This is a genomic window from Dinoroseobacter sp. S76 (assembly GCF_049801095.1).
In the GTDB taxonomy this organism is placed as follows: Bacteria; Pseudomonadota; Alphaproteobacteria; order Rhodobacterales; family Rhodobacteraceae; genus Dinoroseobacter.
The window spans coordinates 153,051-174,606 of the sequence record NZ_JBNAGH010000005.1 but is presented as its reverse complement, the minus strand read 5'-3'; the positions used below and the strand labels follow the sequence as shown (position 1 = coordinate 174,606).

General features: G+C 65.1%; 21 protein-coding genes. 6 read left to right on the top strand and 15 right to left on the bottom strand.

Annotation, left to right across the window (positions count from 1 at the left end; all coding sequences use genetic code 11):
- Window positions 1–51 precede the first annotated feature (51 nt).
- The gene (locus tag ACP153_RS15645; RefSeq protein WP_424971947.1) at window positions 52–1,287 is read left to right on the top strand and encodes an MFS transporter; all 1,236 of its coding nucleotides are present in this window, start codon (window positions 52–54) and stop codon (window positions 1,285–1,287) included.
- Window positions 1,288–1,329: 42 nt separating this feature from the next.
- Here the strand turns inward: ACP153_RS15645 and ACP153_RS15640 are convergent, their stop codons facing one another.
- The 4 genes from ACP153_RS15640 to mbfA form a co-directional block, all read right to left on the bottom strand.
- Complete coding sequence (locus tag ACP153_RS15640; RefSeq protein WP_424971946.1) at window positions 1,330–1,956, bottom strand: VPLPA-CTERM sorting domain-containing protein; 627 nt, start codon at window positions 1,954–1,956, stop codon at window positions 1,330–1,332.
- Window positions 1,957–2,103: 147 nt separating this feature from the next.
- Window positions 2,104–2,556: a YaiI/YqxD family protein gene (locus ACP153_RS15635; RefSeq protein WP_424971945.1), complete on the bottom strand. Its 453-nt coding sequence runs from the start codon at window positions 2,554–2,556 to the stop codon at window positions 2,104–2,106.
- Window positions 2,553–3,491, bottom strand: a complete 939-nt coding sequence (locus tag ACP153_RS15630) for an AEC family transporter (protein ID WP_424971944.1) — start codon at window positions 3,489–3,491, stop codon at window positions 2,553–2,555. The genes ACP153_RS15635 and ACP153_RS15630 overlap by 4 nt, the downstream gene beginning before the upstream one ends.
- 67 nt (window positions 3,492–3,558) lie before the next feature.
- On the bottom strand, window positions 3,559–4,527 hold the full coding sequence (gene mbfA / locus ACP153_RS15625) for an iron exporter MbfA (RefSeq protein WP_424971943.1): 969 nt from the start codon (window positions 4,525–4,527) through the stop codon (window positions 3,559–3,561).
- Window positions 4,528–4,645: 118 nt separating this feature from the next.
- Between mbfA and ACP153_RS15620 the strand changes: the two genes are divergently transcribed.
- A complete protein-coding gene (locus ACP153_RS15620; protein ID WP_424971942.1) occupies window positions 4,646–5,269 on the top strand; it encodes a TetR/AcrR family transcriptional regulator in 624 nt (207 codons plus the stop codon).
- On the opposite strand, the gene ACP153_RS15615 is transcribed toward ACP153_RS15620, so the two are convergent.
- From ACP153_RS15615 to ACP153_RS15565, 11 genes are all read right to left on the bottom strand, one after another.
- Window positions 5,266–5,982 carry an NYN domain-containing protein gene (locus ACP153_RS15615; protein ID WP_424971941.1) on the bottom strand — a complete coding sequence of 239 codons (717 nt, stop codon included), beginning with the start codon at window positions 5,980–5,982 and terminating at the stop codon, window positions 5,266–5,268. The genes ACP153_RS15620 and ACP153_RS15615 overlap by 4 nt on opposite strands.
- Window positions 5,983–5,996: 14 nt before the next feature.
- Window positions 5,997–6,491: an N-acetyltransferase family protein gene (locus ACP153_RS15610; RefSeq protein ID WP_424971940.1), complete on the bottom strand. Its 495-nt coding sequence runs from the start codon at window positions 6,489–6,491 to the stop codon at window positions 5,997–5,999.
- Between the two features lie 627 nt (window positions 6,492–7,118).
- Complete coding sequence (locus ACP153_RS15605) at window positions 7,119–10,064, bottom strand: error-prone DNA polymerase (protein WP_424971939.1); 2,946 nt, start codon at window positions 10,062–10,064, stop codon at window positions 7,119–7,121.
- A 96-nt stretch (window positions 10,065–10,160) separates the two neighbouring features.
- Entirely contained in the window at window positions 10,161–10,622 is a 462-nt protein-coding gene (locus ACP153_RS15600; protein ID WP_424971938.1) for a hypothetical protein, read from the bottom strand.
- Window positions 10,619–11,101, bottom strand: a complete 483-nt coding sequence (locus tag ACP153_RS15595) for an RNA pyrophosphohydrolase (protein ID WP_424971937.1) — start codon at window positions 11,099–11,101, stop codon at window positions 10,619–10,621. Before ACP153_RS15595 ends, ACP153_RS15600 begins: the two co-directional genes overlap by 4 nt.
- Before the next feature lie 13 nt (window positions 11,102–11,114).
- Window positions 11,115–12,446 (bottom strand): S41 family peptidase, encoded by a 1,332-nt coding sequence (locus ACP153_RS15590; RefSeq protein ID WP_424971936.1) that lies wholly within the window; start codon window positions 12,444–12,446, stop codon window positions 11,115–11,117.
- A gap of 7 nt (window positions 12,447–12,453) precedes the next feature.
- Window positions 12,454–13,566: a murein hydrolase activator EnvC family protein gene (locus tag ACP153_RS15585; protein WP_424971935.1), complete on the bottom strand. Its 1,113-nt coding sequence runs from the start codon at window positions 13,564–13,566 to the stop codon at window positions 12,454–12,456.
- Window positions 13,563–15,080 carry a 2,3-bisphosphoglycerate-independent phosphoglycerate mutase gene (gpmI, locus tag ACP153_RS15580; protein ID WP_424971934.1) on the bottom strand — a complete coding sequence of 506 codons (1,518 nt, stop codon included), beginning with the start codon at window positions 15,078–15,080 and terminating at the stop codon, window positions 13,563–13,565. The genes ACP153_RS15585 and gpmI overlap by 4 nt, the downstream gene beginning before the upstream one ends.
- A 124-nt stretch (window positions 15,081–15,204) precedes the next feature.
- Window positions 15,205–15,675, bottom strand: a complete 471-nt coding sequence (gene rlmH, locus ACP153_RS15575) for a 23S rRNA (pseudouridine(1915)-N(3))-methyltransferase RlmH (RefSeq protein ID WP_424971933.1) — start codon at window positions 15,673–15,675, stop codon at window positions 15,205–15,207.
- 19 nt (window positions 15,676–15,694) lie between these two features.
- Complete coding sequence (gene rsfS / locus ACP153_RS15570; RefSeq protein ID WP_424971932.1) at window positions 15,695–16,027, bottom strand: ribosome silencing factor; 333 nt, start codon at window positions 16,025–16,027, stop codon at window positions 15,695–15,697.
- A 220-nt stretch (window positions 16,028–16,247) separates the two neighbouring features.
- Window positions 16,248–16,853, bottom strand: a complete 606-nt coding sequence (locus ACP153_RS15565) for an SOUL family heme-binding protein (protein ID WP_424971931.1) — start codon at window positions 16,851–16,853, stop codon at window positions 16,248–16,250.
- 312 nt (window positions 16,854–17,165) lie between these two features.
- Here ACP153_RS15565 and leuC point away from each other — a divergent pair, with 312 nt between their 5' ends.
- From leuC to ACP153_RS15545, 4 genes are all read left to right on the top strand, one after another.
- Window positions 17,166–18,569 (top strand): 3-isopropylmalate dehydratase large subunit, encoded by a 1,404-nt coding sequence (gene leuC / locus ACP153_RS15560; RefSeq protein WP_424971930.1) that lies wholly within the window; start codon window positions 17,166–17,168, stop codon window positions 18,567–18,569.
- A 38-nt stretch (window positions 18,570–18,607) separates the two neighbouring features.
- Window positions 18,608–19,147 (top strand): HdeD family acid-resistance protein, encoded by a 540-nt coding sequence (locus ACP153_RS15555; protein ID WP_424971929.1) that lies wholly within the window; start codon window positions 18,608–18,610, stop codon window positions 19,145–19,147.
- A 451-nt stretch (window positions 19,148–19,598) separates the two neighbouring features.
- On the top strand, window positions 19,599–20,204 hold the full coding sequence (leuD, locus tag ACP153_RS15550) for a 3-isopropylmalate dehydratase small subunit (RefSeq protein WP_424971928.1): 606 nt from the start codon (window positions 19,599–19,601) through the stop codon (window positions 20,202–20,204).
- A 130-nt stretch (window positions 20,205–20,334) separates the two neighbouring features.
- Complete coding sequence (locus tag ACP153_RS15545) at window positions 20,335–21,477, top strand: endonuclease/exonuclease/phosphatase family protein (protein WP_424971927.1); 1,143 nt, start codon at window positions 20,335–20,337, stop codon at window positions 21,475–21,477.
- The last annotated feature ends 79 nt before the right edge of the window (window positions 21,478–21,556 follow it).

Genomic DNA, 21,556 nt, shown 5'->3' with positions numbered 1-21,556 from the left:
GCCAGAAATATTCGTTTGACGCTCCTGACCCATCGCCGCAGGCTCGCGCCCATGACACAGCGCCCCTCTCTGATCACACCGGTCCTGCTGGCCGGTTGTGCGATCATCCTGATCAGCTTCGCCATTCGCTCCGCTTTTGGCGTGTTCCAGATCCCCATTCAGGAGGAGTTTGGCTGGCTTCGGTCCGATTTCTCCATGGCCATCGCGATCCAGAACCTCGCCTGGGGGCTGGGCGCGCCCCTCTTCGGGGCGATTGCCGAGCGGTTCAGCGACCGCAAGGCGATCCTGCTGGGCGTGGCCTTCTATGCAATCGGACTTTTGCTGAGCGCCGGGGCGAGCACTCCGACGGAGCATCACGTGCTCGAAGTGCTGGTGGGGTTTGGCATCGCGGGCACCGGCATGGGGTTGATCCTCGCCATCGTGGGGCGCGCGGCCTCGGATGAGCATCGCTCCATGGCGCTGGCCATTGCGACCGCGGCGGGTTCCGGTGGGCAGATCTTTGGCCCCCCCCTGGCCGAGATGCTGCTGAACCTCTTTGATCTGCAGGTGGTCTTTGTGATCTTCGCCCTGGCGATCGTCTCCACCCTGCTGGTCCTGCCAGTCCTGCGCAGCCCGGCCTCCGCGCCCAGTACAGCCGCACCCGAGCCCATGGGGCAGGTGGTCGGCCGCGCCCTGCGAGACCCAAGCTTCACCCTGATTTTCCTCGGGTTTTTCTCCTGCGGGTATCAGTTAGGCTTCATCACGGCGCATTTCCCTGCGTTCGTGACCGAGCTCTGCGGACCAATCGCGCCGGGCGGCGTCCTGGCCGGGCTGGGGATCACGACCACTTCGGCGCTGGGGGCCGTGGCCATCTCGATGATCGGGCTGGCCAATATCGGGGGCGTGCTCGCGGCGGGCTGGGCCGGGAAGCGGTATTCGAAGAAGAACCTGCTGGCGGGGATCTATCTCGGCCGGACACTGGTGGCGGCGGCCTTCATCATGGTGCCGATCACACCGGAGACGGTGATCCTCTTTTCCCTGGCCATGGGCTCGCTCTGGCTCGCGACGATCCCGCTGACCTCAGGGCTGATCGCGCATCTCTACGGGCTGAAATACATGGGCACGCTCTATGGCGTGGTCTTCCTGAGCCACCAGATCGGCAGCTTCATGGGCGTCTGGCTCGGCGGACGGCTCTATGATGCCTACGGAGATTATACGCTGGTATGGTGGATCGGTGTCGGCGTGGGTCTCTTCTCGGCCCTCGTCCACCTGCCCATCCGGGAGCGCGCGGCGCCCGTCCCGGCCTGAGCGAAGGGGGGCCGGCGAGCCGCCAGCACCCCCATTATCGTGTCAGGTCTTGCGGCGCTTGGCCAAGCCCAACCCGGCCAGGCCGGAGAGCAGCAGGACCGCCCCCGCCGGTAGCGGGATCGGCGCGACCGGCGCCGTCAGCTCGAAATTGTCGATGCCGACGGTTTCCACCCGGCCATCGATAAACTCGGTCTCGAGGGTCATGCTCGAGACATCCGCCAGGATGGCCTCCCATGTCATCTGACTGACCCCGAAGGTGGCTGCCGTGAAGTCCTCGCTGACGCTGGTCCAGATGTCTGCAACAGCACCGGCATAGAGATCCGCCGATGCGGTGCCGCCCGCACCCGAGATCGACAGCGTGCCGAAGCCAAGGAGCTCAGATCCGGAGCCGCCCAGATCGATGGCGTCGAACCCGACCGTGCCGCCGTCAAACGCGGACAGATCGCCATTATAGGCTGCGGGCAGCGTCACGAACATGAAGGTGCCGGTGACGTCGGTCTGAGACAGATAGCCGTCGGGATTTCCGCCCGTGGCCACATGGCTCACCGTGCCGCCATCTCCGGTCCATCCTTCGACGTCCGTGTCAAAGGTCGACGAAATCGTCGTGGCCTGCGCTGCGCCCGCAGCGACAATCGCTGCGGCTGAGAGCGTCAGTAGTTTTGAAATCATGGTTAATACCTCCCCTGGATACTGGTTAAGAGCGCCGAATGCTCGAAATGTTTCCCATCATTCCTACTCGGATACCCCAGGTCAATGCTTCTCCACTGCCAGTTCTCGGAGCGGAAACAATCTGTTCGAGGTTGGGGGATGTGCGGGTTATTTTTTGGACTTGGCCGCCCGCAAAGCCCGTTCCAAAGCGTCCAGAAATCGCGACCGATCCGCCTTGGAGAAGGCGCGCCCGCCACCCTGACGGAACGGATCCGCCGCGCGCAGATCGGCCATCAGGTCCCGCGTGGCAAGCACGTTGCCGATATTGGCCTCGGTCAGACGCTCGCCATTATGCTTGAGAACCTCCGCCCCGGCCTCCACGCATTTCGCGGCCAGGGGAATATCGCCGGTCACGACCACGTCGCCCGGCCCCGCACGCTCCGCGATCCATATATCCGCCACATCCGGCCCGTCGGGGACGAACACCATCTCGACCAGCGGGTTCTGAGACGGGCGCAGCCCCCCGTTGGAGACCACATACATCTGCACCCCGTGACGGGTCGCGACCCGCTCGGCCTCGGCTTTCACCGGGCAGGCATCGGCGTCGATATAGAGGCTCATATCCAGCCCTGCCCGAGGGCGGCGATGATTGCCGAGAGGGTCAGGATGCTCAGCGCAGTCGAGATCAGGATTGTTGCCGAGACCCGGGCCGGGGCGACGCCATAGTGCTGGGCGAGGATGTAGACATTGCCCGCCGTGGGCAGGGCCGCCGCGGCGATCATGACCCCGGCGGCGTAGCTGTCTTCCACCGGAAAGATCACCAGCGCGGCGAGGGCGACCGCCGCGGGATGGATCACAAGCTTGCAGAAGGACAGCCATCCGGCCACCTGGATCCGTTCCGCGGATTTCGTGGCGAGCGACGCGCCAATGGCAAAAAGCGCCCCGGGCGTGGCCGCCGAGCCGATGATGTCGAGAAACGCGTTCATCGGCCCCGGAATCGGAATCGCCAGCGCGGACCAAAGCAGCCCCAGCGAGATCGACACGATCATCGGGTTCTTGACCAGGCCCAGCCCCACGGATTGCAGCACCCCGAAGGAGACCCGCCCATCCCGCGAGCCGGTGATCAGAATCACGATCAGGCTGCCAAAGACGATCAGATCCACGGTCAACACCAGCAGGACGGGCCCCACCGCCGCCTCACCCAGCAAGAGCACAAGCATGGGGATCCCGAGAAAGCCCACATTGCCGATCACGGCGCATTGCGCCTCCACCGCGGCCTCCTCGATCCCGAGTTTGCGGACGAGCGCCACCGCCGTGGCCAGCAGGTAGATCACCCCGGTCGCCCAGAGATAGGCGCCCACAATCTGCCAATCGAGGATCTCCGACAGGCTGAGATTGGCCGCAAAGCGAAAGAGCATCGCCGAGAGGGCGAAATAGAAGACGAATTTCGTCAGATAGGCCGTGGCCTCGGGCGAAAAGAAGTTCGTGCGCCCAGCCCCGTATCCGAGGGCGATAATCGCGAAAAAAGGCAGGGTTTGCAGAAATATCGCCAGCATGGCGGCACCTTACATCAGCCCCGGGCAGCGCCAAGCCCGAAGCGGTCCGAGGGAGAGAATGACGCGCCTAGCCCGACCCGATCAGCACCCCGGCGGCGAGCACCAGCCCGCCGCCCAGCACCACTTGCAGGGCCGCGCGCAGGAACGGCGTCTCCATATAGGTCTTCTGGATCCATGCGATGGCCCAAAGCTCGATGAAGACGACGATGATCGCGATGGTCGTGGCGGTCCAGAAATCCGGGATCAGGTAGGGCAGCGCGTGCCCCAGCCCGCCCAGCGTGGTCATCACGCCCGACGCGAGGCCCCGTTTCCAGGGCGCGCCCCGGCCCGAAAGCTCCCCATCATCGGAGGCGGCCTCGGTGAACCCCATGGAGATCCCCGCCCCGACGCTGGCCGCAAGTCCCACGAGAAAGGTCTGCCACGTGTCGCCCGTGGCAAAGGCCGCGGCAAAGATCGGCGCGAGGGTCGAGACCGACCCGTCCATGAGACCGGCCAGACCCGGTTGCACCCAGGTCAGGATGAATTTGCGCTTGGCGACGGCTTCTTCCTCGTCCCGCGCATCCTCGGGGATGTTCCCGGTCAGGTCCGTGGCCAGCCGCTCATGCCCGGCCTCAGCCGCCGCGAGCCATCCCAGCAGCTTGCGCGTTTGGGCGTCCGAGGAGTGCTGCGCGGCCTTGTGATAAAAGGCGCTGGCATCCCGCTCCATCATCGCGGCCTCGGCGCGGATCCGCTCGATGCTCAGGTTCTCCATGAGCCAGATCGGGCGCCGCGCATAGAAGCCCGCCACATGCTCGCGCCGGATCAGGGGGATCGTTTCGCCAAACCGGGCGCGAAACAGCTCGATCAGGCGCGTGCGGTGGTCCTCCTCCTCTTTCGCCATCTCCTCGAAGATCCTTGCGCTCTCGGGGAAATCCGCATGCAGATGCATGGCATAGGTGCGATAAATCCGTCCGTCATCCTCCTCCGAGGCGATGGCGAGGGCCAGGACTTCCTTTTCGCTGAGATCGGAGAACCGCCGACGGGACAGGGTAACCATGGGAGGGGGCGCCTTGTTTTAGAATGATTCTAAGTTAAGCCGCCGCGGATCCGGTTTCAACCACAGACTTGAGACCGGAGCGGCCCACGCCCTATGTTGTCATAGGAATGGAGTTTGCATGAACGTCACCTCACAGGTCAGACGCGGCCGAAAGTTTGAAGATGTGCTTCAAGGCGCGCGCCGCATCTTTCTGCGCGACGGGTTCGAGGGGGCCAGCGTGGATGACATCGCGCGCGAGGCCGGGGTCTCCAAGGCGACGCTCTACAGCTATTTCGACGACAAGCGGCTGCTCTTTCTCGAAGTGACCCGGGCCGAGATCGGTGCGATCACCGACCGGGCCATGACCGATATCGACCGCTCCGCCCCGCCCGCCAAGGTGCTGCGCCAGGCGGGCGAGACAATCATCGGCTTCAGCCTCTCGGTTATGGGGCTCGGTATCTTTCGGCTCTGCATCGCGGAGGGGGAACGCTTTCCCGAGCTCGCCCAGGCCTTCTACGACACAGGCCCCATGGCGACCCAGGCAGCCCTGTGCGACTACTTTGCCGAGGCTTGCGCCCGGGGCGAGCTGGAGATTGACGACCTGCCGCTGGCCGCCGATCAGTTTGTCGAGCTCTGCCGCGCCGACCTGCAGATGCGGCTCCTGATGCGGGTGCCGCCAGCGCCCACGCAGGCTGAGGTCTGCCGGGTGCTCTCGGGCGCGGTCGAGATGTTCCTTGCCCGCTACGGCACGGACACCGCCTAGTCGAGCCGCCGCACCACCAGCTGGTTGCCCACTTTCTTGGTCTCGAACCGCTTGAGCTCCGCAATCAGGCTGCTCAGCTTGCGATGCCCATAGCTGCGCGTGTCGAAATCCGGGTTCACGGCCGAGATATACTGACCAAGCTGGCCCAGAGGATACCAATCGTCATCCTGGGCGATCTCGTCCATCGCATTGAGGATGAGCGGGATCGCATCCGCGGCCTTCTCGCGATCCGCCGGGCGGGTCGTCGCCGTGTTCTCGCCCCGATCCTGCACGATATTCTCGATGAAGATGAAGCGGTTGCACACATTGCGCAGGCTTTCGGGCGCTTTCTTCTCGCCGATCCCGATCACCTCCTTGCCGTCCTCGCGCAACCGGTTCGCGAGACTGGTGAAGTCGCTATCCGAGCTGACCAGAACGAACCCGTCAAACCGCCCGCCATGGAGGATGTCCATGGCATCGATGACCAGCCCGATATCCGAGGCGTTTTTGCCCGTGGTGTTGGCGGTATCCTGATGGGCCACGAGCCCGAGGCTCAGCACCTTCTCGGACCAGTTGCGCAGCCGCCCGCTCGACCAGTCGCCATAGACCCTGCGCAGGGCAGGCTCCCCGATGGAGGCGATCTCCTTCAGGATGGCCTCGGCGAACTTCGCAGGCACGTTATCGGCATCGATCAGTACGGCCAGCAAAGGGCGTTCGCGGTGGGTTGAGGTCACGGGTGTCTCCGACATCACAGGCGTTTCATCATCACATAGGCGTCTACGAAGCCCTGGGCAGGGTGGCGGAACGCCTCGGGCAGGGTGCCGACGATCTCGAACCCATGGGCCTGCCAGAGGCCCACCGCACGGGTATTGCTTGCCACAACGCAATTATACTGCATGGCGCGGAACCCGCTGGCCTTCGCCGCCTCCAGCGAATGGGTCAGCATGGCCCGAGCCACGCCGCGCCCCTGGGCCGCCGCGGCCGTCACATAGCCACAATTGCAGATGTGATCTGCGTTCCCGGCGAAATTGGCCACGAGGTAGTAGGTGCCAAGGGCCTCGCCATCCGCCTCAACCAGAAAGGTCTGCCGCGCAGAGGCCATCCAATAGGCCCGCGCATCGGCCTCAGAGATCGCAGGATCGATGGCATAGGTCTCCCCCGCCCGAAACACCGGGCGCAGCATCCCCCAAATCGCGGACCAATCGGCGGGCGCCGCCGGGCGGATGATCGGATCAGAGGGCAAGCGCCATGCCCCTTCGCAAATCGCTGATATTCGCTCCGCAGAAGCCCTGCACTGCTGCAGAATGCCAAACCGCGCATACGGCTCCGATCCCAATTATACGCATGACGTGTTCCCTCCCGTCCGCTCTCGCGCAGGATGCTGGAAATCGGCCCGCGCAGCAATGACCCTCACTGGGACAGTGCCTCCCATGTCGCAACCTTGAGCCAATGCCATTGATTGTCGGGCAGATGGCATGCCCCGGGCGCGGGTGCTGGTCCCCCACCCGCTGGCGTCAGTCATAACCTTCGCAGTCTTCAACGGCCCGGCAGCCGGGCCCGTGCTGCTCTGTTACAAACCCGGTTCACTTGTTCGATGCGAACGGAGTGCTTCATGACCGGCAAACTGCATGTCTTCCCGCTCACGATCTGAGCCGTAGAGATCCCGTCCCCCGAGCTAGCCCCACTGCAATGCCGCCCCCTCTCAACGCCCTCCGTTTCTATGGCCTTCAACCCCGCAATCCTCTCCGGCGCCCCCACCGATACCATTGCCCTAACCACCCTGCAGATCTGACCGCTCGCGCCCAGCTGGCCTGATCTTAAGTCCGTAAATATCCCGGGGAGCGCGAGGGGCTGGCCCCTCGCTCCAACCTCAGGCTCCACGCGGATCGGGCCGGGCGGCGAGACCCGGATCTCCCATACCCGGTGTCAGGACATGACGCAGCAGGGCCACGGGATGGGCCCGCAGGCTGAGTCGGGTGGCGACGAAATCCTCCACCACCTCCTCGCCGAGGCTCATTTGCGGCAACTCTACCGCCGGTTCCGCCAGGACCTCCCCCTCCAGATCCCCGGCAAAGAGCGGCAGGGGCCTTGGCCCCTGAATCGCCCTTGCCTGCCAGAGGGCCTCGCGCCGACTCAGCCCCAGATCCGCAAAGGCATCCGCCTCCGCAAGGCGCGTCAGCGCGGGGCTGCCAAGGCCCGCGCGTCGCCACAGATCCGCGACCGCGCCATAGCCATTGCCCCGCGCGCCCACGAGCCAATCCGCATCCTCCTGCTTGAGCCCTTTCACCTGCCGGAACCCCAGCCGCAGGGCCAGACCGCCCTGCCCGTCGGGCTCCATCACGCAATCCCAATAGCTCGCATTCACGCAAACCGGACGCACCACCACCCCATGCTCGCGGGCATCACGCACGATCTGGGCGGGGGCATAGAACCCCATGGGCTGCGAATTCAGCAGCGCACAGGCAAAGATCCCCGGATGGTGGCATTTGATCCAGGAGGAGGCATAGACCAGAAGGGCAAAGCTCGCCGCATGGCTTTCCGGGAAGCCATAGCTGCCAAACCCCTCGATCTGCGAGAAACAGCGCTCCGCAAAATCTCGCTCATAGCCATTGGCGGCCATGCCCTTCAGAAACCGGTCGCGGAACTCCGAGACATTGCCGTGTTTCTTGAAGGTCGCGAGGGATCGGCGCAGCCGGTCCGCCTCGGACGGATCGAACCCGGCGCCGATGATGGCGATTTGCATGGCCTGTTCCTGAAAGAGCGGCACCCCGAGGGTTTTGGACAGGACCTCCCCCAGAGCGTCCGAGGGGAACTGCACCTGCTCCTCGCCATTGCGGCGGCGGATGAAGGGATGGACCATGTCGCCCTGGATCGGGCCGGGCCGGACGATGGCCACCTGGATCACCAGATCATAGAAGCTGCGCGGCTTCATCCGGGGCAGGAAGTTCATCTGCGCCCGGCTTTCCACCTGAAACACGCCGATACTGTCGGCGCGGCAGAGCATGTCATAGACCACCGGGTCTTCGGGCGGCAGGGTCGCGAGGTCGTAATCGAGCCCATGATGCTGCCGCATGAGCTCGAACCCCTTGCGGACGCAGGAGAGCATGCCGAGGGCGAGGATATCGATCTTGAGGATGCCGAGACTGTCGAGGTCGTCCTTGTCCCAGCAGAGAACCGTGCGATCCTCCATGGTGGCATTCTCCACGGGCACCAGCTCGTCGAGGCGCCCTTCGGTGATCACGAAGCCGCCCACATGCTGGCTCAGATGTCGGGGAAAGCCCTGGATCTGATAGATCAGGTCGATGGTCTGGCGCAGGCGGCGATCGGCGGGGTCAAGGCCGATCTCGCGCAGCCGGGCCTCCTCGATGCCGCGGACGGAGCCGAAGCCCCAGATCTGGCTCGAGAGGGCCGAGAGGGTATCCCCGCTCAGCCCCATGGCCCGGCCCACCTCGCGCACCGCCCGCTTGCCGCGGTAATGGATCACCGTGGCGCAGAGCCCGGCCCGGTGGCGGCCATAGCGGGTATAGATATGCTGGATCACCTCTTCGCGGCGCTCATGCTCGAAATCCACATCGATATCCGGCGGCTCGTCCCGGGCCTCGGAGACGAAGCGCTCGAAGACCATGGTGCCGATCTCGGGGGAGACCGAGGTGATGCCGAGACAATAGCAGACCACGGAATTGGCCGCCGAGCCGCGTCCCTGACAGAGGATGTCCCGGGTGCGGGCAAAGGCGACGATGTCGTTCACGGTCAGGAAATAGGGGGCGTAGCCGAGCTTGCTGATCAGGCGCAGCTCATGGTTGAGCATATTGCGGACCTTGTCTGGGGCGCCCGTTGGGTAGCGCCAGCGCAGCCCCTCATGGGCGAGGCGCGCCAACCGGTCCTGGGCTGTCTCGCCGCCCTGGACTTCGGAGGGGTAGATATAGCGCAGCTGGCTGAGGCAGAACTGGCAGCGCCCGGCAATCTCGGCACTGCGATGGACAGCCTCTTCATGGCCGCGAAAAAGCCGGAGCATCTCGGCCTCGGAGCGCAGACGCTGTTCCGCATGGGCCTGGGCCGCGCGGCCCAGTTCCTCGACCCGTTGTCCGTTTCGGATGGCGGTCATGACATCGGCGAGGCGGCGGCGGGTCGCGCTGTGAAAGAGCGGGGCACCGCTCGCCACGGTGGGGATGCCGAGATCCGCGGCGATTCCGGCCCAGGCGGCGAAGCGGGCCGGGTCCTGCCCGTCATAGCTGGGCCCCATGAGGAGGCTGACGCGCCCGGGCAAGCGGCGCGTCACCTGTCGCGCCTGTGACACCCATCTGCCCGCGCCGCGCGGCCCCGCCAGCGCGTTTGGCGGGCCGTGGAGGAGCAGTTGGCACCCCTCCAATCCGTCCAGAACATCCGCGAGGCCGAGATCACAGTCACCCTTGGCCGCCCGCAATTGCCCCATGGTCAGGAGCCGGGTCAACCGCCCCCAGGCCGTGCGATCCTCGGGGAGCGCCGTCATCTCCAGCCCCTCGCGCAGGCGCAGGCGCACCGCCGGCAGGAAACGCGGCACGTTGCGGATCGCCGCAGAGCGCCCTCCCGCCCCCTGCTCCCGGGGCGGCGGCGGACCGATCAGACCCTCGCGCGCCTCTGCCTCCTGCCGCAGGCGGACCTGGCGGGCGATCTCCTTGATCTCCGTATAGGCGCGCACGATCCCGGCCACGGAATTCACATCCGCAATCGCCAGCGCAGGGAGGCCCAGCAGGCTGGCCCGTTGCGCGTATTCCTCGGGATGGGAGGCGCCTGTCAGAAAGGTGAAATTCGACAGAGCGCTCAGTTCCACGAACATGGGCGACTCGTTTTGCAGTTTTTGTTCATGTTATGTTCTATAGCGAAACATGGAACGCCATGGCCCGCCCGTCAAGCCGCCCGGATCTGTCGCAAGCTATTCAGGGATTTCGCAGGCCTGATCGACCATGCAGCGTTCGAGCCGCGCGAGGGTCGCGATATCCGGGTCCGCAAAGGCCGCCGACCCACAGGGATCGACCGAGACCACCAGCCCCGCATCACTCTGCGTGCCAAAGGCCAGATGCACCCCCGGCGCCATATTCCCGCACCAGGAGGCCATACAGTGACTGACCACGGTGATCGGGCCCTCGATCCGGGTCCCACTCAGCAGATCCTCGCCCCGGAACTGGCCCGTAACCTGCTTGTCCTCGGGGATCTGGGTCATCGTGCCGTCGGGGCGGTCCAGCGCCCCGGGCGTGACATCAAACGTGCCCAAAAGCACCACCTGATCCGGAAGGTCTGCCCGCTCAAGATAGCTGCGCACCGGGTCCGCCCGCAGGCAACTCAGGGCGTGGGCCGGTTGCGCCACCGCCAACCCCAGAAGGAACAGACGGATCACAGCCAGTTCCCGAAGGCCTTGAAGACCTGCTCATAGACATCACGCTTGAACGGCACGATGGAAGCGAGCACCTTGGGCGGCTCCAGCCAGCGCCATTCGGAAAACTCCGGATGGGCCGTCTCGATATTGATATCTGCATCCGTGCCCTGAAACCGCATCAGGACCCAACGCTGGGTCTGGCCCTTGTAGCGGCCCTTCCAGATGCGGGGCACGATCTCCACCGGCAGGTCATAGGAGATCCAGTCCGGGGCCTCGGCGACCACCTCAACTTGCTCGGGCAGGACCCCGGTCTCTTCGCCCAACTCGCGCAGGGCGGCGGTCTGGGCGTTCTCGCCCTCCTCGATGCCACCCTGGGGCATCTGCCAAGCAGGCAGCTCGCTGTCGAAGCGCTGGCCGGTGAAGACCCGGCCCGCACCGTCCCACAGCACCACCCCGACGCATTTGCGATAGGGCAGTGCAGAGATTTCTTCCGGAGTCATGCGGCCTCTTTGATCAGTCGGTCGGCCCGAGCGCGTTCAGGCCCTTGAGGATGTCGATGGCATAGGCGAGCTGGTAATCCTCGTCCCGCAGCTTGGCGGCATCTTCGGCCTTCTGCTGCTCCTTGAGGAGAAGCTGACGCTCATCCTCGGAGATCGAGTCATTGTCCAGCGAGCCGCGCAGATCCGCTTCGGAACGACGGGGCCGGTTGTCGACCTCCTCCTCCGCGTCGGGACGACGGGTGGGCTGGGCCACCACGATATCCGGCGAGACGCCAAGCGACTGGATCGAGCGGCCCGAGGGCGTGTAATAGCGCGCGGTGGTCAGGCGCATGGCCCCATCCCCGCGCAGGGGGACGACCGACTGGACCGAGCCCTTGCCGAAGCTCTTGGTGCCCACGACGATGGCGCGGCGGTGATCCTGCAGCGCGCCCGCCACGATCTCGGAGGCCGAGGCCGAGCCGCCATTGATCAGCACGACGATCGGCTTGCCCTCGGTCAGATCGCCCTCGGTGGCGTTGAACCGCTCACCATCCTGCGGGTCGCGCCCCCGGGTCGAGACGATCTCGCCCTTGTCGAGGAAGGCGTCGGAGACCTTGATCGCCTGGGTCAGCAGACCACCGGGGTTGTTGCGCAGATCGATGACAAAGCCATTCACGGCCTCCATCCCGCCAAGCTCGGCCACTTCCTCGGCCAGCTTCTCTTCGAGGTTCGGATAGGTCTGATCGTTGAAAGTCGTCAGACGCATCACCACCGTGTCGCCCACGGTGCGGCTGCGCACCGCGGTCAGCTTGATCGTGTCACGGGTGATTGTCACATCGAAAGGCTCGTCAAAGCCCTCGCGCACGACGGTGATCACGATCTCGGAGCCAACTGGCCCGCGCATCATGCCCACCGCATCGTCGAGGGTCAGACCCAGCACACTCTCGCCATCCACATGGGTGATGAAATCGCCGGCCTCGATGCCGGCCTCGGCCGCCGGGGTGTCATCGATCGGCGAGACGACCTTCACGAAGCCGTCTTCCTGGGTCACTTCGATCCCGAGCCCGCCGAACTCGCCGCGGGTCTGGACCTGCATATCGCCGAAATCCTTGGGCGGCAGATAGCTGGAATGCGGGTCGAGCGAGGTCAGCATGCCGTTGATCGCGGCCTCGATCAGTTCGCCCTCTTCGACCTGCTCGACATATTGCGCGCGGATCCGCTCAAAGATGTCCCCAAACAGGTCCAGCTGCTCATAGACCGACGTCTTGCGGGCGTTTTCCTGGGCCAGCAGCGGTCCTGCGACCTGGGTTGTCAGCAGTGCGCCGGCCACGGTGCCGCCAAGCGCGGCCATAACGAAGTTCTTCATCTGCATCTCAATCCTTGTCTGTCACGAACCACGCACCCGGATCGACCGGTTCGCCGCCGTTTCTGAGTTCCAAGTAAAGCGTCTCTTGCCGGGTTTGACCACTGGCAAAACCGTTCTCGGTTTCTGGCAGACCGCCCATGAGGCCAAGCGGAGCGCCCGGGGACAAGACCTCTCCAGCATCAACATAAAGATCATCGACCCCCGCCAAAATAAGCAAGTAGCCAGTTTGCGGCTCAAGGACGATCACGTTTCCGTAGTCGAGCAGCGTGCCCACATAACGCACAGTGGCCGCACTGGGGCTGGTGACCAGCGCTTGGGACGGGGCCGCGAGCACCAGACCGGGCCGGATGATGCCCGCCAGATCTGGTTCTCCGGCGGCGCGCAGGACCCGGCCCGCCACGGGCAGGGGCAAAGATCCCTGCCGCGCAGCGAAGTCCGAGAGCGGCGGCGCGGGACCGTCCAGCGCATCAAGCTGCTCGGCAAAATCCCGCAAGGTCGCGCTCGAGGCCGAAAGCACCCCCAGCAGCACCGGATCCGGCGCGCTGTCCTGCGGCAGACGGACCCGCTGGGCCACCACACCCGCGAGCGCCACGCGCGCAGCCTGAATATCCAGAAGCGCCTGTTCGAGCTGGGCCGCCGCCACGGTGCGGGTCCGGCGGATGCGGTTGAGCTCCTCCAGGGTCGCGCGCAGCTCCGCGGCCTCGGCGGCCACGGCAGGCGTGACCTCGGAGACGAGCATGCCCGACCGCGCAAGACTGAGCGGGCCGTCCGGATGCAGGAGCATCGCCTGCTCCGGGGTCTGGCCGATAGTCTGCAGCACGCTGAGAAGCGCGCCGAGCCTTGCCTGTTCCGCTGCCAGCCGATCCGTGATGGCCTGCTCGCGGATCACCGCCTGCCGGGTGCTTTCGCGCACAGCCTCAAGTCCGGCCTCAAAACCCCGCACCGCTTCGGTCAACACAGCGATCCGGTCCGAAGCGCTGGTCTCGGCGGTCAGCGCCGCGCGCGCCTCGGCCAGAAGCGCGGAGGCTTCCTCCGCGCGGGCGACAGGGTCCGACTGGGCCTCTGCCACGAAAGGTACGCCAAGCGCCAGCGCAGCCAGAGCGGCGCGGAGCGCCCTCACCGGAGCAAGCTCTTGCCCGTCATCTCGGGCGGTTGCGGCACCTGCATCAGCTCCAGAAGGCTGGGCGCTAAATCCGCGAGCCGCCCTTCGGCCAGCTCTGCGCCCTCAGGCCCACCCACAAGGATCACCGGCACCGGGTTCAGAGTATGGGCCGTGTGCGGCCCTCCAGTTTCCGGGTCGACCATCGTCTCGCAATTGCCGTGGTCGGCGGTAACGATCATCGCGCCCCCTGCGGCCTCAAGCGCGGCAATCGCCCGCCCGAGGCCCGCATCAACCGCGGCACAGGCCGCCTTTGCGGCTTCCAGATCGCCCGTATGCCCGACCATATCCGGGTTCGCATAGTTAACCACGATCAGGTCATAGCCTGCCTCGATCGCGCCGACGAAGCGGTCCGTGACCTCCGCCGAACTCATCTCAGGCTGCAGATCATAGGTCGCGACCTTGGGCGAAGCGGGCATGAAGCGCTCCTCGCCGTCTTCGGGCACTTCCTGGCCGCCATTCAGAAAGAAGGTCACATGGGGGTATTTCTCGGTCTCGGCCAAACGGAACTGCCGCAGCCCCCGTTTGGCGACCCAGGCACCGAGCGTGTTCACGATCTCCCGTTTGGGAAAAACGATCCCCAGCCAGGCGTCGTGATCATCAGAATAGGACACCATGCCCAAAGCGGCCGCGAAGCCGGGTCGCCCCGAGATGTCGAAATCCGTGAAATCCGGCTGCACGAAACCGCGCAGGATCTCGCGCGCCCGGTCGGCCCGGAAGTTCAGACAAAAGAGGCCATCGCCATCCGCCATCCCGGAAAACCCGTCGATCACCGTGGGGGCGATGAACTCATCGGTCTCGCCCCGGGCGTAAGAGGCGCTCACCGCCTCCGTCGCACTGGCCGCCGCCTCCCCTTCGGCCCGCGCCATGGCGGCATAGGCGCGCGAAACCCGCTCCCACCGATTGTCGCGATCCATGGCATAGTAGCGCCCGATCACCGTGCCGATCCGCACCCCCTCGGGCAAGGCAGCTTCCAATGCGGGCACAAAGGTATCGGCGGATTTCGGGGCCACGTCGCGCCCATCTGTGATTGCATGGATCACCACCGGCACCCCCGCCGCGGCTACGGCACGCGCCGCCGCCGCGATATGGGCGCTATGGCCATGGACGCCCCCATCCGAGGCGACCCCCATCAGATGCGCTGTGCCGCCCGAGGCCCGCATCTTGGCGATGAACGCCTGCAGCGCCGGGGTCTCGGCAAAGCTGCCATCCTCGATGGCCAGATCGATCTGACCCAGATCCATGGCCACCACGCGCCCCGCGCCGATATTGGTGTGCCCAACCTCGGAATTGCCCATCTGCCCCGTGGGCAAACCCACATCCGGACCAAAGGTCGTCAGCGTCGCGTTGGAACACTCGGCCATGAGCCGATCCATGACCGGCGTGTCGGCCAGCAAGGGCGCGTTGGCTGCCCCATCCGGGTCCAGCCCCCAGCCATCGAGAATACACAACACAACGGGTTTCGGCGCACTCATGGGACCATCCTCTGCTTCGTCACCCGCCTTCTAGCGAAGCCACAGGCGGATCGGAACCTCACCCGGGCGCACGCCCCCCTCATTGTTCCAAAAATACTCAAAAACCCGCCGGTTTCTGCGCGTGCTACGCCCGATGGTAGGGCGTTCCGGCCAGAATGGCCGCCGCACGGTATAGCTGCTCGGCCAGCATCACGCGCACGAGCATATGGGGCCAGACCATCCTGCCGAAGGACAGCCTCGCATCGGCCTCGGCCCGCAAGGCCTTGGTCAGACCATCCGCCCCGCCGATCACAAGCGCCAGATGACCTCGCCCGGCATCGCGCCACTCGGCAATCTGCCCGGCAAATTCCGGCGAGGACATCACCTTGCCCCGTTCATCCAGCACACAGAGCACCGCCCCAGCCGGAACCGCCTTGCGCAGGAGAACCGCCTCGGCCTCGGACCCACCGCCCTTGCGGTCCTCAACCTCAACGACTGAGACCGGGCCGAGGCCCAAGCCCCGCCCGGTGCGGTCAAAGCGTTGCAGGTAATCGTCGATCAGGTTGCGTTCCGGTCCCGCCCGCAGGCGGCCGACCACGCAGAGCGTGACTTTCATGGGCGCACAGCGCCCCGGCTCAGGCTTGCGCCGCCGGGGTCATCCACATTTTTTCGAGTTGATAGAAGTCGCGGACTTCCGGACGGAAGACATGGACCACCACATCGCCCGTATCGATCAGCACCCAGTCGCCCTGGCCCTTGCCTTCGACCTTGCAGCCCCGGCCCAGTTCAGCCTTGATCCGCTCGACCAGCTTGTCGGAGATCGCCGCGACCTGGCGCGAGGACCGGCCCGAGCAGATCACCATATGATCGGCCATGCTCGACTTGCCCTGCAGGTCGATGGAGACGATGTCTTCGGCTTTGTCTTGATCAAGGGAAGAAAGGACAAGCGAGAGCAGATCTTCGCTCATGTCCGTGGATGGCAAAGCGGCCAGTCCAGGGGTCGAGGTTTCGGTCACAGCGGAGCCCCCGACCGCATTGGAAATGTGAGACAGATTTCTGTCCTCCTACATCAACACGCCGATCCCACCCCGGCGCAGGGTTGTTGAAATCATAACACTGAAGCGAAGTTCGCTCAACTCTGGGGGCGTTTTGACGCGCGCCAGGTGATGCATGCGGGCTGCACGCCGATCAGTTCAGGACCAGCGCCACCTCGTTGCGGCGTGTCCAGGGCAGCGTGAAAGGCCCGTCATAGAAGTAAAAGCGCGGCGCGCCCGAGGCTTCCAGCCCGTGGGCGGCAGCAAAGGCCCGCAGCTCCAGCTCCTTCTGGGTGAGGAGCGTATCGCTCCACCGGCCCGAGAACTGAACGACAAGTTGATCCTCGGCAGGTGTCTCCACCAGACGGATCGCGGCCGATTGCGGCTTCGGGAGATTCTCCAGCGTGTAGCCCTGAGGCATGCCAAACCGCACCACCCAGAGGTTCGGGCCATCATCATCGTCGCTGGCCTGTTGGCTGACCGGAGTGGTCATGGCCACCTTGGCCTCATCCACATTGCCGCCAAAGATATAGTCCGCAAGCACCCGGAACCCGCGCGAGACCGCCTGCTCGCGATCCCCGCGCACCATGACCTCGGCCACGACCTGAGGCGCGTAGTCCCGTCGCTCGAAGTCACCCTTTTTGACGGTCACTTCGTAGCTGGGCGTCTCGTAACCGCGATACAATTGCGCCTCCGCTCCGACGGACACAGCCGCAACGGTCAGACCGAGCATCAATGCGATATGGGTCAAGCGGATCATGGCGCCGCGTCCTTTGTTTGGCCAGTTTTGCAGGGGTTACGGTGCAAGATTGGGTCTGGATCAGTTTTTTCCAGATTATTGGGGTGCGACACATGTGCAGCCTGTGCGGGACCACGCCGGAGTGCTGTCTTGCGGGTCCGCGTCTTGGGTTGTATCTGCTGCCCATGAATCGGGTTTTCAACATATCGGACCGGACGCGGATGCCGTGGCGATTCCACGCCGCCCTGCGGGCCGAGCCTGCCGATAGCTGACGGATGCGCGCCGCGCTTCGCCCTCTGACATGATCCAACCCGCACCTCGGGAGAGACAAAAATGACTGCCCGCACACTCTATGACAAAATCTGGGACGCCCATCTGGCCCATGAGGCCGAGGATGGCACCAGCCTGCTCTATATCGACCGTCACCTCGTCCATGAAGTGACCAGCCCCCAGGCCTTTGAGGGTCTGCGCATGGCTGGACGCAGCGTCCGCGCGCCGGACAAGACGATCGCCGTGCCGGATCACAACGTGCCCACCACCGCCGGGCGCGAGAACCCCGAGCAAATGACCGAAGACAGCCGCATTCAGGTCGAGGCCCTCGACAAGAACGCCAAGGATTTCGGCATTCACTACTACCCGGTCTCCGACATCCGTCAGGGCATCGTGCATATCGTTGGCCCGGAACAGGGCTGGACCCTGCCCGGTATGACCGTGGTCTGCGGCGACAGCCACACCGCGACCCATGGCGCATTCGGCGCGCTGGCCCACGGGATCGGCACCTCGGAGGTGGAGCATGTGCTCGCCACCCAGACCCTGATCCAGAAAAAGTCCAAGAACATGAAGGTCGAGATCACCGGCAAGCTGCGCCCCGGTGTGACCGCCAAGGACATCACCCTCTCGGTGATCGGTGCAACCGGCACCGCAGGCGGCACCGGCTACGTGATCGAATATTGCGGTGAGGCGATCCGCGATCTCAGCATGGAAGGCCGGATGACGGTCTGCAACATGGCCATCGAAGGCGGCGCCCGCGCCGGCCTGATCGCGCCCGACCAGAAGACCTATGACTATGTGCAAGGTCGCCCCCATGCGCCGAAAGGCGCCCAATGGGAGGCCGCGCTCACCTGGTGGCAGACGCTCTTTTCCGACGAGGACGCCCATTGGGACAAGGTCATCACGATCAAGGGCGAGGATATCGCGCCGGTCGTGACCTGGGGCACCTCCCCTGAGGATGTGCTGCCGATCAGCGCGCTAGTCCCCTCCCCCGAGGATTTCACCGGCGGCAAGGTCGACGCGGCCAAGCGCTCCCTCGACTATATGGGTCTGACCCCGGGCACGCCCCTGAGCGAGATCGAGATCGACACGGTCTTCATCGGCTCCTGCACCAATGGACGGATCGAGGATCTGCGCGCCGCCGCAGAAATCCTCAAGGGCAAGAAGATCGCCGTGAAGCGCGCCATGGTCGTGCCGGGCTCTGGCCTCGTCCGTGCCCAGGCCGAGGAAGAGGGCCTTGCGGAGATCTTCAAGGAAGCCGGGTTCGAATGGCGTCTGGCGGGCTGTTCCATGTGCCTGGCCATGAACCCGGATCAGCTGACCCCGGGCGAGCGCTGCGCCGCGACCTCGAACCGGAACTTCGAAGGCCGTCAGGGTCGCGGAGGTCGCACCCATCTGCTGAGCCCGGCCATGGCCGCAGCAGCCGCCGTCACCGGGCGTCTTACGGATGTGCGCGAACTGATGTAGCCTGCCCCAAAGCGGCAACCTGACAGGAGCGATGGGCCATGAAAGACTGGATGAAATGGGTTCTCTTGGGCCTGCTCTCCCTGATTTGTGGCATCATCGTTCTGGGGAACACCGTTCTGGCCTCGGTGGCGGTTACGTCCGTCACCGGCGCCCTGTTCCTCTTTGCCGGGGCCGCGCAGATCGCCGGTGGCCTCAAGGCCGAGGGGATGGGGAGCAAGCTCTTCTCCATCGGGATGGGCGCTTTGGCCGCGTTTCTCGGGATCTCCTTCCTGTTCCACCCGCTCGAGGGGGCGATCTCTCTGGCGCTGCTGATCACGATCCTGCTCGCCGTGAGCGGCGGAGCGCGTATCGTCTTTGCCTGGACCATGAAACAGACGCAGTTCTTCTGGCCCATGCTGATCTCCGGCGCGCTCTCGGTGCTGCTGGCGGGTTATATCCTCGCCAATTTCGCCACCGCCTCGGCACAGCTTCTTGGGGTGCTTCTCGGGGTTGAGCTGCTCTTTAACGGGTTGGGCTTCACCGTCCTCGGCTTCTTCCTGCGCGCCCATCCGGAGCTCGCCAAGACGCCCAAGGAATAACTGCGGATCGGGCGCAACCCGCGCCCGCTCTGACCAGTTCCTCCCCAGACATCGCAGATCCTGGCCTTCGATCGCGGGCAAGAGCGCAGGGCGTCGCCGCCCATCAAACGCTCTCTGCGGGCCATTTGGATCAATGGCTCAATGCGGAGCCTCGCCCCCTCACCCCCGGCGTCGAGGTTTGAGGGCACTCTACCGATCAAGGTCCGCATGGAAACATTCGTCAGCGCCGCTGGCTGCGGGTCACTGCACCTGGTAACTCCGGCCCGGTCATACGGACGCGGATCAGCGCACCCGCACAAGGCATCGCTCTTTTTGTCGCGAAGCCTTTGGATTGCACCGCTCCGCAAAATAAGGCATCACACCGGCGATCCGTCCCCGGCGCTTCTGGCGGCGGTGTGGACATGAGTTGATGACAAGACATCGCCCGGCACCGGGCGCCAGGAGACACCAGATGGACAAGTTCGACACGCTCACGGGCATCGCGGCCCCCCTGCCCCTGATCAATGTCGATACGGACATGATCATCCCCAAGCAGTTCCTGAAAACGATCAAGCGCTCGGGTCTGGGTGTGAACCTCTTCGACGAGATGCGCTATGATGATGACGGCGCGGAGATCCCCGATTTCGTGCTGAACAAGGCGCAGTACCGGGACGCGCAGATCCTCGTGTCGGGTGACAATTTCGGCTGCGGCTCCTCGCGGGAGCACGCGCCCTGGGCGCTGCTCGATTTCGGGATCCGCTGCGTGATCGCGCCGAGCTTTGCGGACATCTTCTATAACAACTGCTTCAAGAACGGCATTCTGCCCATCGCCCTGCCTCAGGAAGAGGTCGACAAGCTGATGGACGACGCCGAGCGCGGCGCCAACGCGGTTCTGACCGTGGATCTGCAGAACCAGACCATCACCGGTCCCGATGGTGGCTCGATCTCCTTCGAGGTGGATGCGTTCAAAAAGCACTGCCTGCTCAACGGGCTCGACGATATCGGTCTGAGCCTGGAGAAAGCCGCCTCCATCGATGCGTTCGAAGCACAGGCCGCCGCAGCCCGTCCCTGGGTCTGATCGACCCAAAGGCCCTAGCCGGCGCGCGGATTTGCGCGCCGGGGATCTTGGTTAATCCGGTCTTAACCCCTTCCCTGTTTCCTGCCCGCTGAACACGGTCGCCACACGCGGCCTCCGCTTTGGTGGGCAGATGGGGTTTCTCGCATCTCTCAAGGCTTTCTGGCACGTCCCGGCGCTCGCGCTTGGGGCGCTCTCGGCACTCGGCGCGCCTGTGCAGGCCGAGACCATCCGCATCGCCTATTTCCATACGGAGCTGTCGGCCAAAGGGCCGGGTTTGCTGCTGCGCGATCTGGGCAAGGAGAAACGCCCGAAGCAGCTGGCGGCGGTGCTCAGCATTCTCAGCCGGGCTGCACCGGATATCATCCTGCTGGGAGACATCGACTATGACGCCGGGGGGCAAACTCTGCGCGCTTTGCAGGCGGCTTTGACGAAGTCCGGCCTGTCGCTCGCTCATGCCTATGCGGGCGCGCCCAATACCGGGGTGCCCACGGGCTATGATCTCGATGGGGATGGACGGCTGGAGGAACCGGAGGATGCCCAGGCCTATGGCGAGTTCCGCGGGGCAGGCGGGCTGGCGATCCTGTCGCGCTACCCGATCCTCCATGACGAGGTGCTGGAGTTTACGGACCTCCTCTGGTCCGACCTTCCCGCCGCAGACTTGCCAACCTTGCCGGATCCAGACGTGCTGCAGGTGCTGCGGCTCTCGTCCACGGGCCATTGGGATGTGCCGATCCAGCTGCCCAACGGGTCGCGCCTGCATCTGCTGCCCTTGCATGCCATGGCGCCAGTTTTTGACGGGCCGGAGGATCGCAATGGGCGGCGCAACGCGGATCAGCAGCGGTTCTGGGCGGACTACCTGAATGGCTGGACGCCCGCGCTCCAGCGGGCATTGGGGCCTCAGGCCGTGGTGCTCGGCACACTGAACGCGGACCCCTTGGATGGGGAGGCGCGCCCGGGCGCTGTCGCTCGCCTGCGCGGCCATCCCAAACTGCAGGATCCGGCGCCCAGCGCAGAGGGCGCGGCAGAGGCGAGCGCGCGTCAGGGCGGCGTGAACACGGCACATCGCGGGGATCCGGCGCTGGATACGGTCGACTGGCCCGACGACCGGCCCAGCGATCCCGGCAATCTGCGCGTGGATTACATCCTGCCAAGCCGCACGCTGACCGTGGCAGGTAGCGGGCTGCACTGGCCAGGCGCCGCAGAGGTGGAGCTTTTGGAGGAAGCCGAGACCGCTTCGCGCCACCGGTTGATCTGGGTAGATCTCGCCTTCTAAGGCGTGATCCCGACCCGCCCGCGCCGCCTCGCACATCCCGTCACCTTGACCCTCCGCCCCGGACGGGATACCGCAGCCG

Coding starts and splice junctions, on each gene's coding strand:
- ACP153_RS15645 (WP_424971947.1), top strand. CDS start 52: ATGACACAGCGCCCCTCTCTGATCACACCGGTCCTGCTGGCCGGTTGT.
- ACP153_RS15640 (WP_424971946.1), bottom strand. CDS start 1,956: ATGATTTCAAAACTACTGACGCTCTCAGCCGCAGCGATTGTCGCTGCG.
- ACP153_RS15635 (WP_424971945.1), bottom strand. CDS start 2,556: ATGAGCCTCTATATCGACGCCGATGCCTGCCCGGTGAAAGCCGAGGCC.
- ACP153_RS15630 (WP_424971944.1), bottom strand. CDS start 3,491: ATGCTGGCGATATTTCTGCAAACCCTGCCTTTTTTCGCGATTATCGCC.
- mbfA (WP_424971943.1), bottom strand. CDS start 4,527: ATGGTTACCCTGTCCCGTCGGCGGTTCTCCGATCTCAGCGAAAAGGAA.
- ACP153_RS15620 (WP_424971942.1), top strand. CDS start 4,646: ATGAACGTCACCTCACAGGTCAGACGCGGCCGAAAGTTTGAAGATGTG.
- ACP153_RS15605 (WP_424971939.1), bottom strand. CDS start 10,064: ATGTTCGTGGAACTGAGCGCTCTGTCGAATTTCACCTTTCTGACAGGC.
- ACP153_RS15595 (WP_424971937.1), bottom strand. CDS start 11,101: ATGACTCCGGAAGAAATCTCTGCACTGCCCTATCGCAAATGCGTCGGG.
- ACP153_RS15590 (WP_424971936.1), bottom strand. CDS start 12,446: ATGAAGAACTTCGTTATGGCCGCGCTTGGCGGCACCGTGGCCGGCGCA.
- gpmI (WP_424971934.1), bottom strand. CDS start 15,080: ATGAGTGCGCCGAAACCCGTTGTGTTGTGTATTCTCGATGGCTGGGGG.
- rlmH (WP_424971933.1), bottom strand. CDS start 15,675: ATGAAAGTCACGCTCTGCGTGGTCGGCCGCCTGCGGGCGGGACCGGAA.
- rsfS (WP_424971932.1), bottom strand. CDS start 16,027: ATGAGCGAAGATCTGCTCTCGCTTGTCCTTTCTTCCCTTGATCAAGAC.
- ACP153_RS15565 (WP_424971931.1), bottom strand. CDS start 16,853: ATGATCCGCTTGACCCATATCGCATTGATGCTCGGTCTGACCGTTGCG.
- leuC (WP_424971930.1), top strand. CDS start 17,166: ATGACTGCCCGCACACTCTATGACAAAATCTGGGACGCCCATCTGGCC.
- ACP153_RS15555 (WP_424971929.1), top strand. CDS start 18,608: ATGAAAGACTGGATGAAATGGGTTCTCTTGGGCCTGCTCTCCCTGATT.
- leuD (WP_424971928.1), top strand. CDS start 19,599: ATGGACAAGTTCGACACGCTCACGGGCATCGCGGCCCCCCTGCCCCTG.
- ACP153_RS15545 (WP_424971927.1), top strand. CDS start 20,335: ATGGGGTTTCTCGCATCTCTCAAGGCTTTCTGGCACGTCCCGGCGCTC.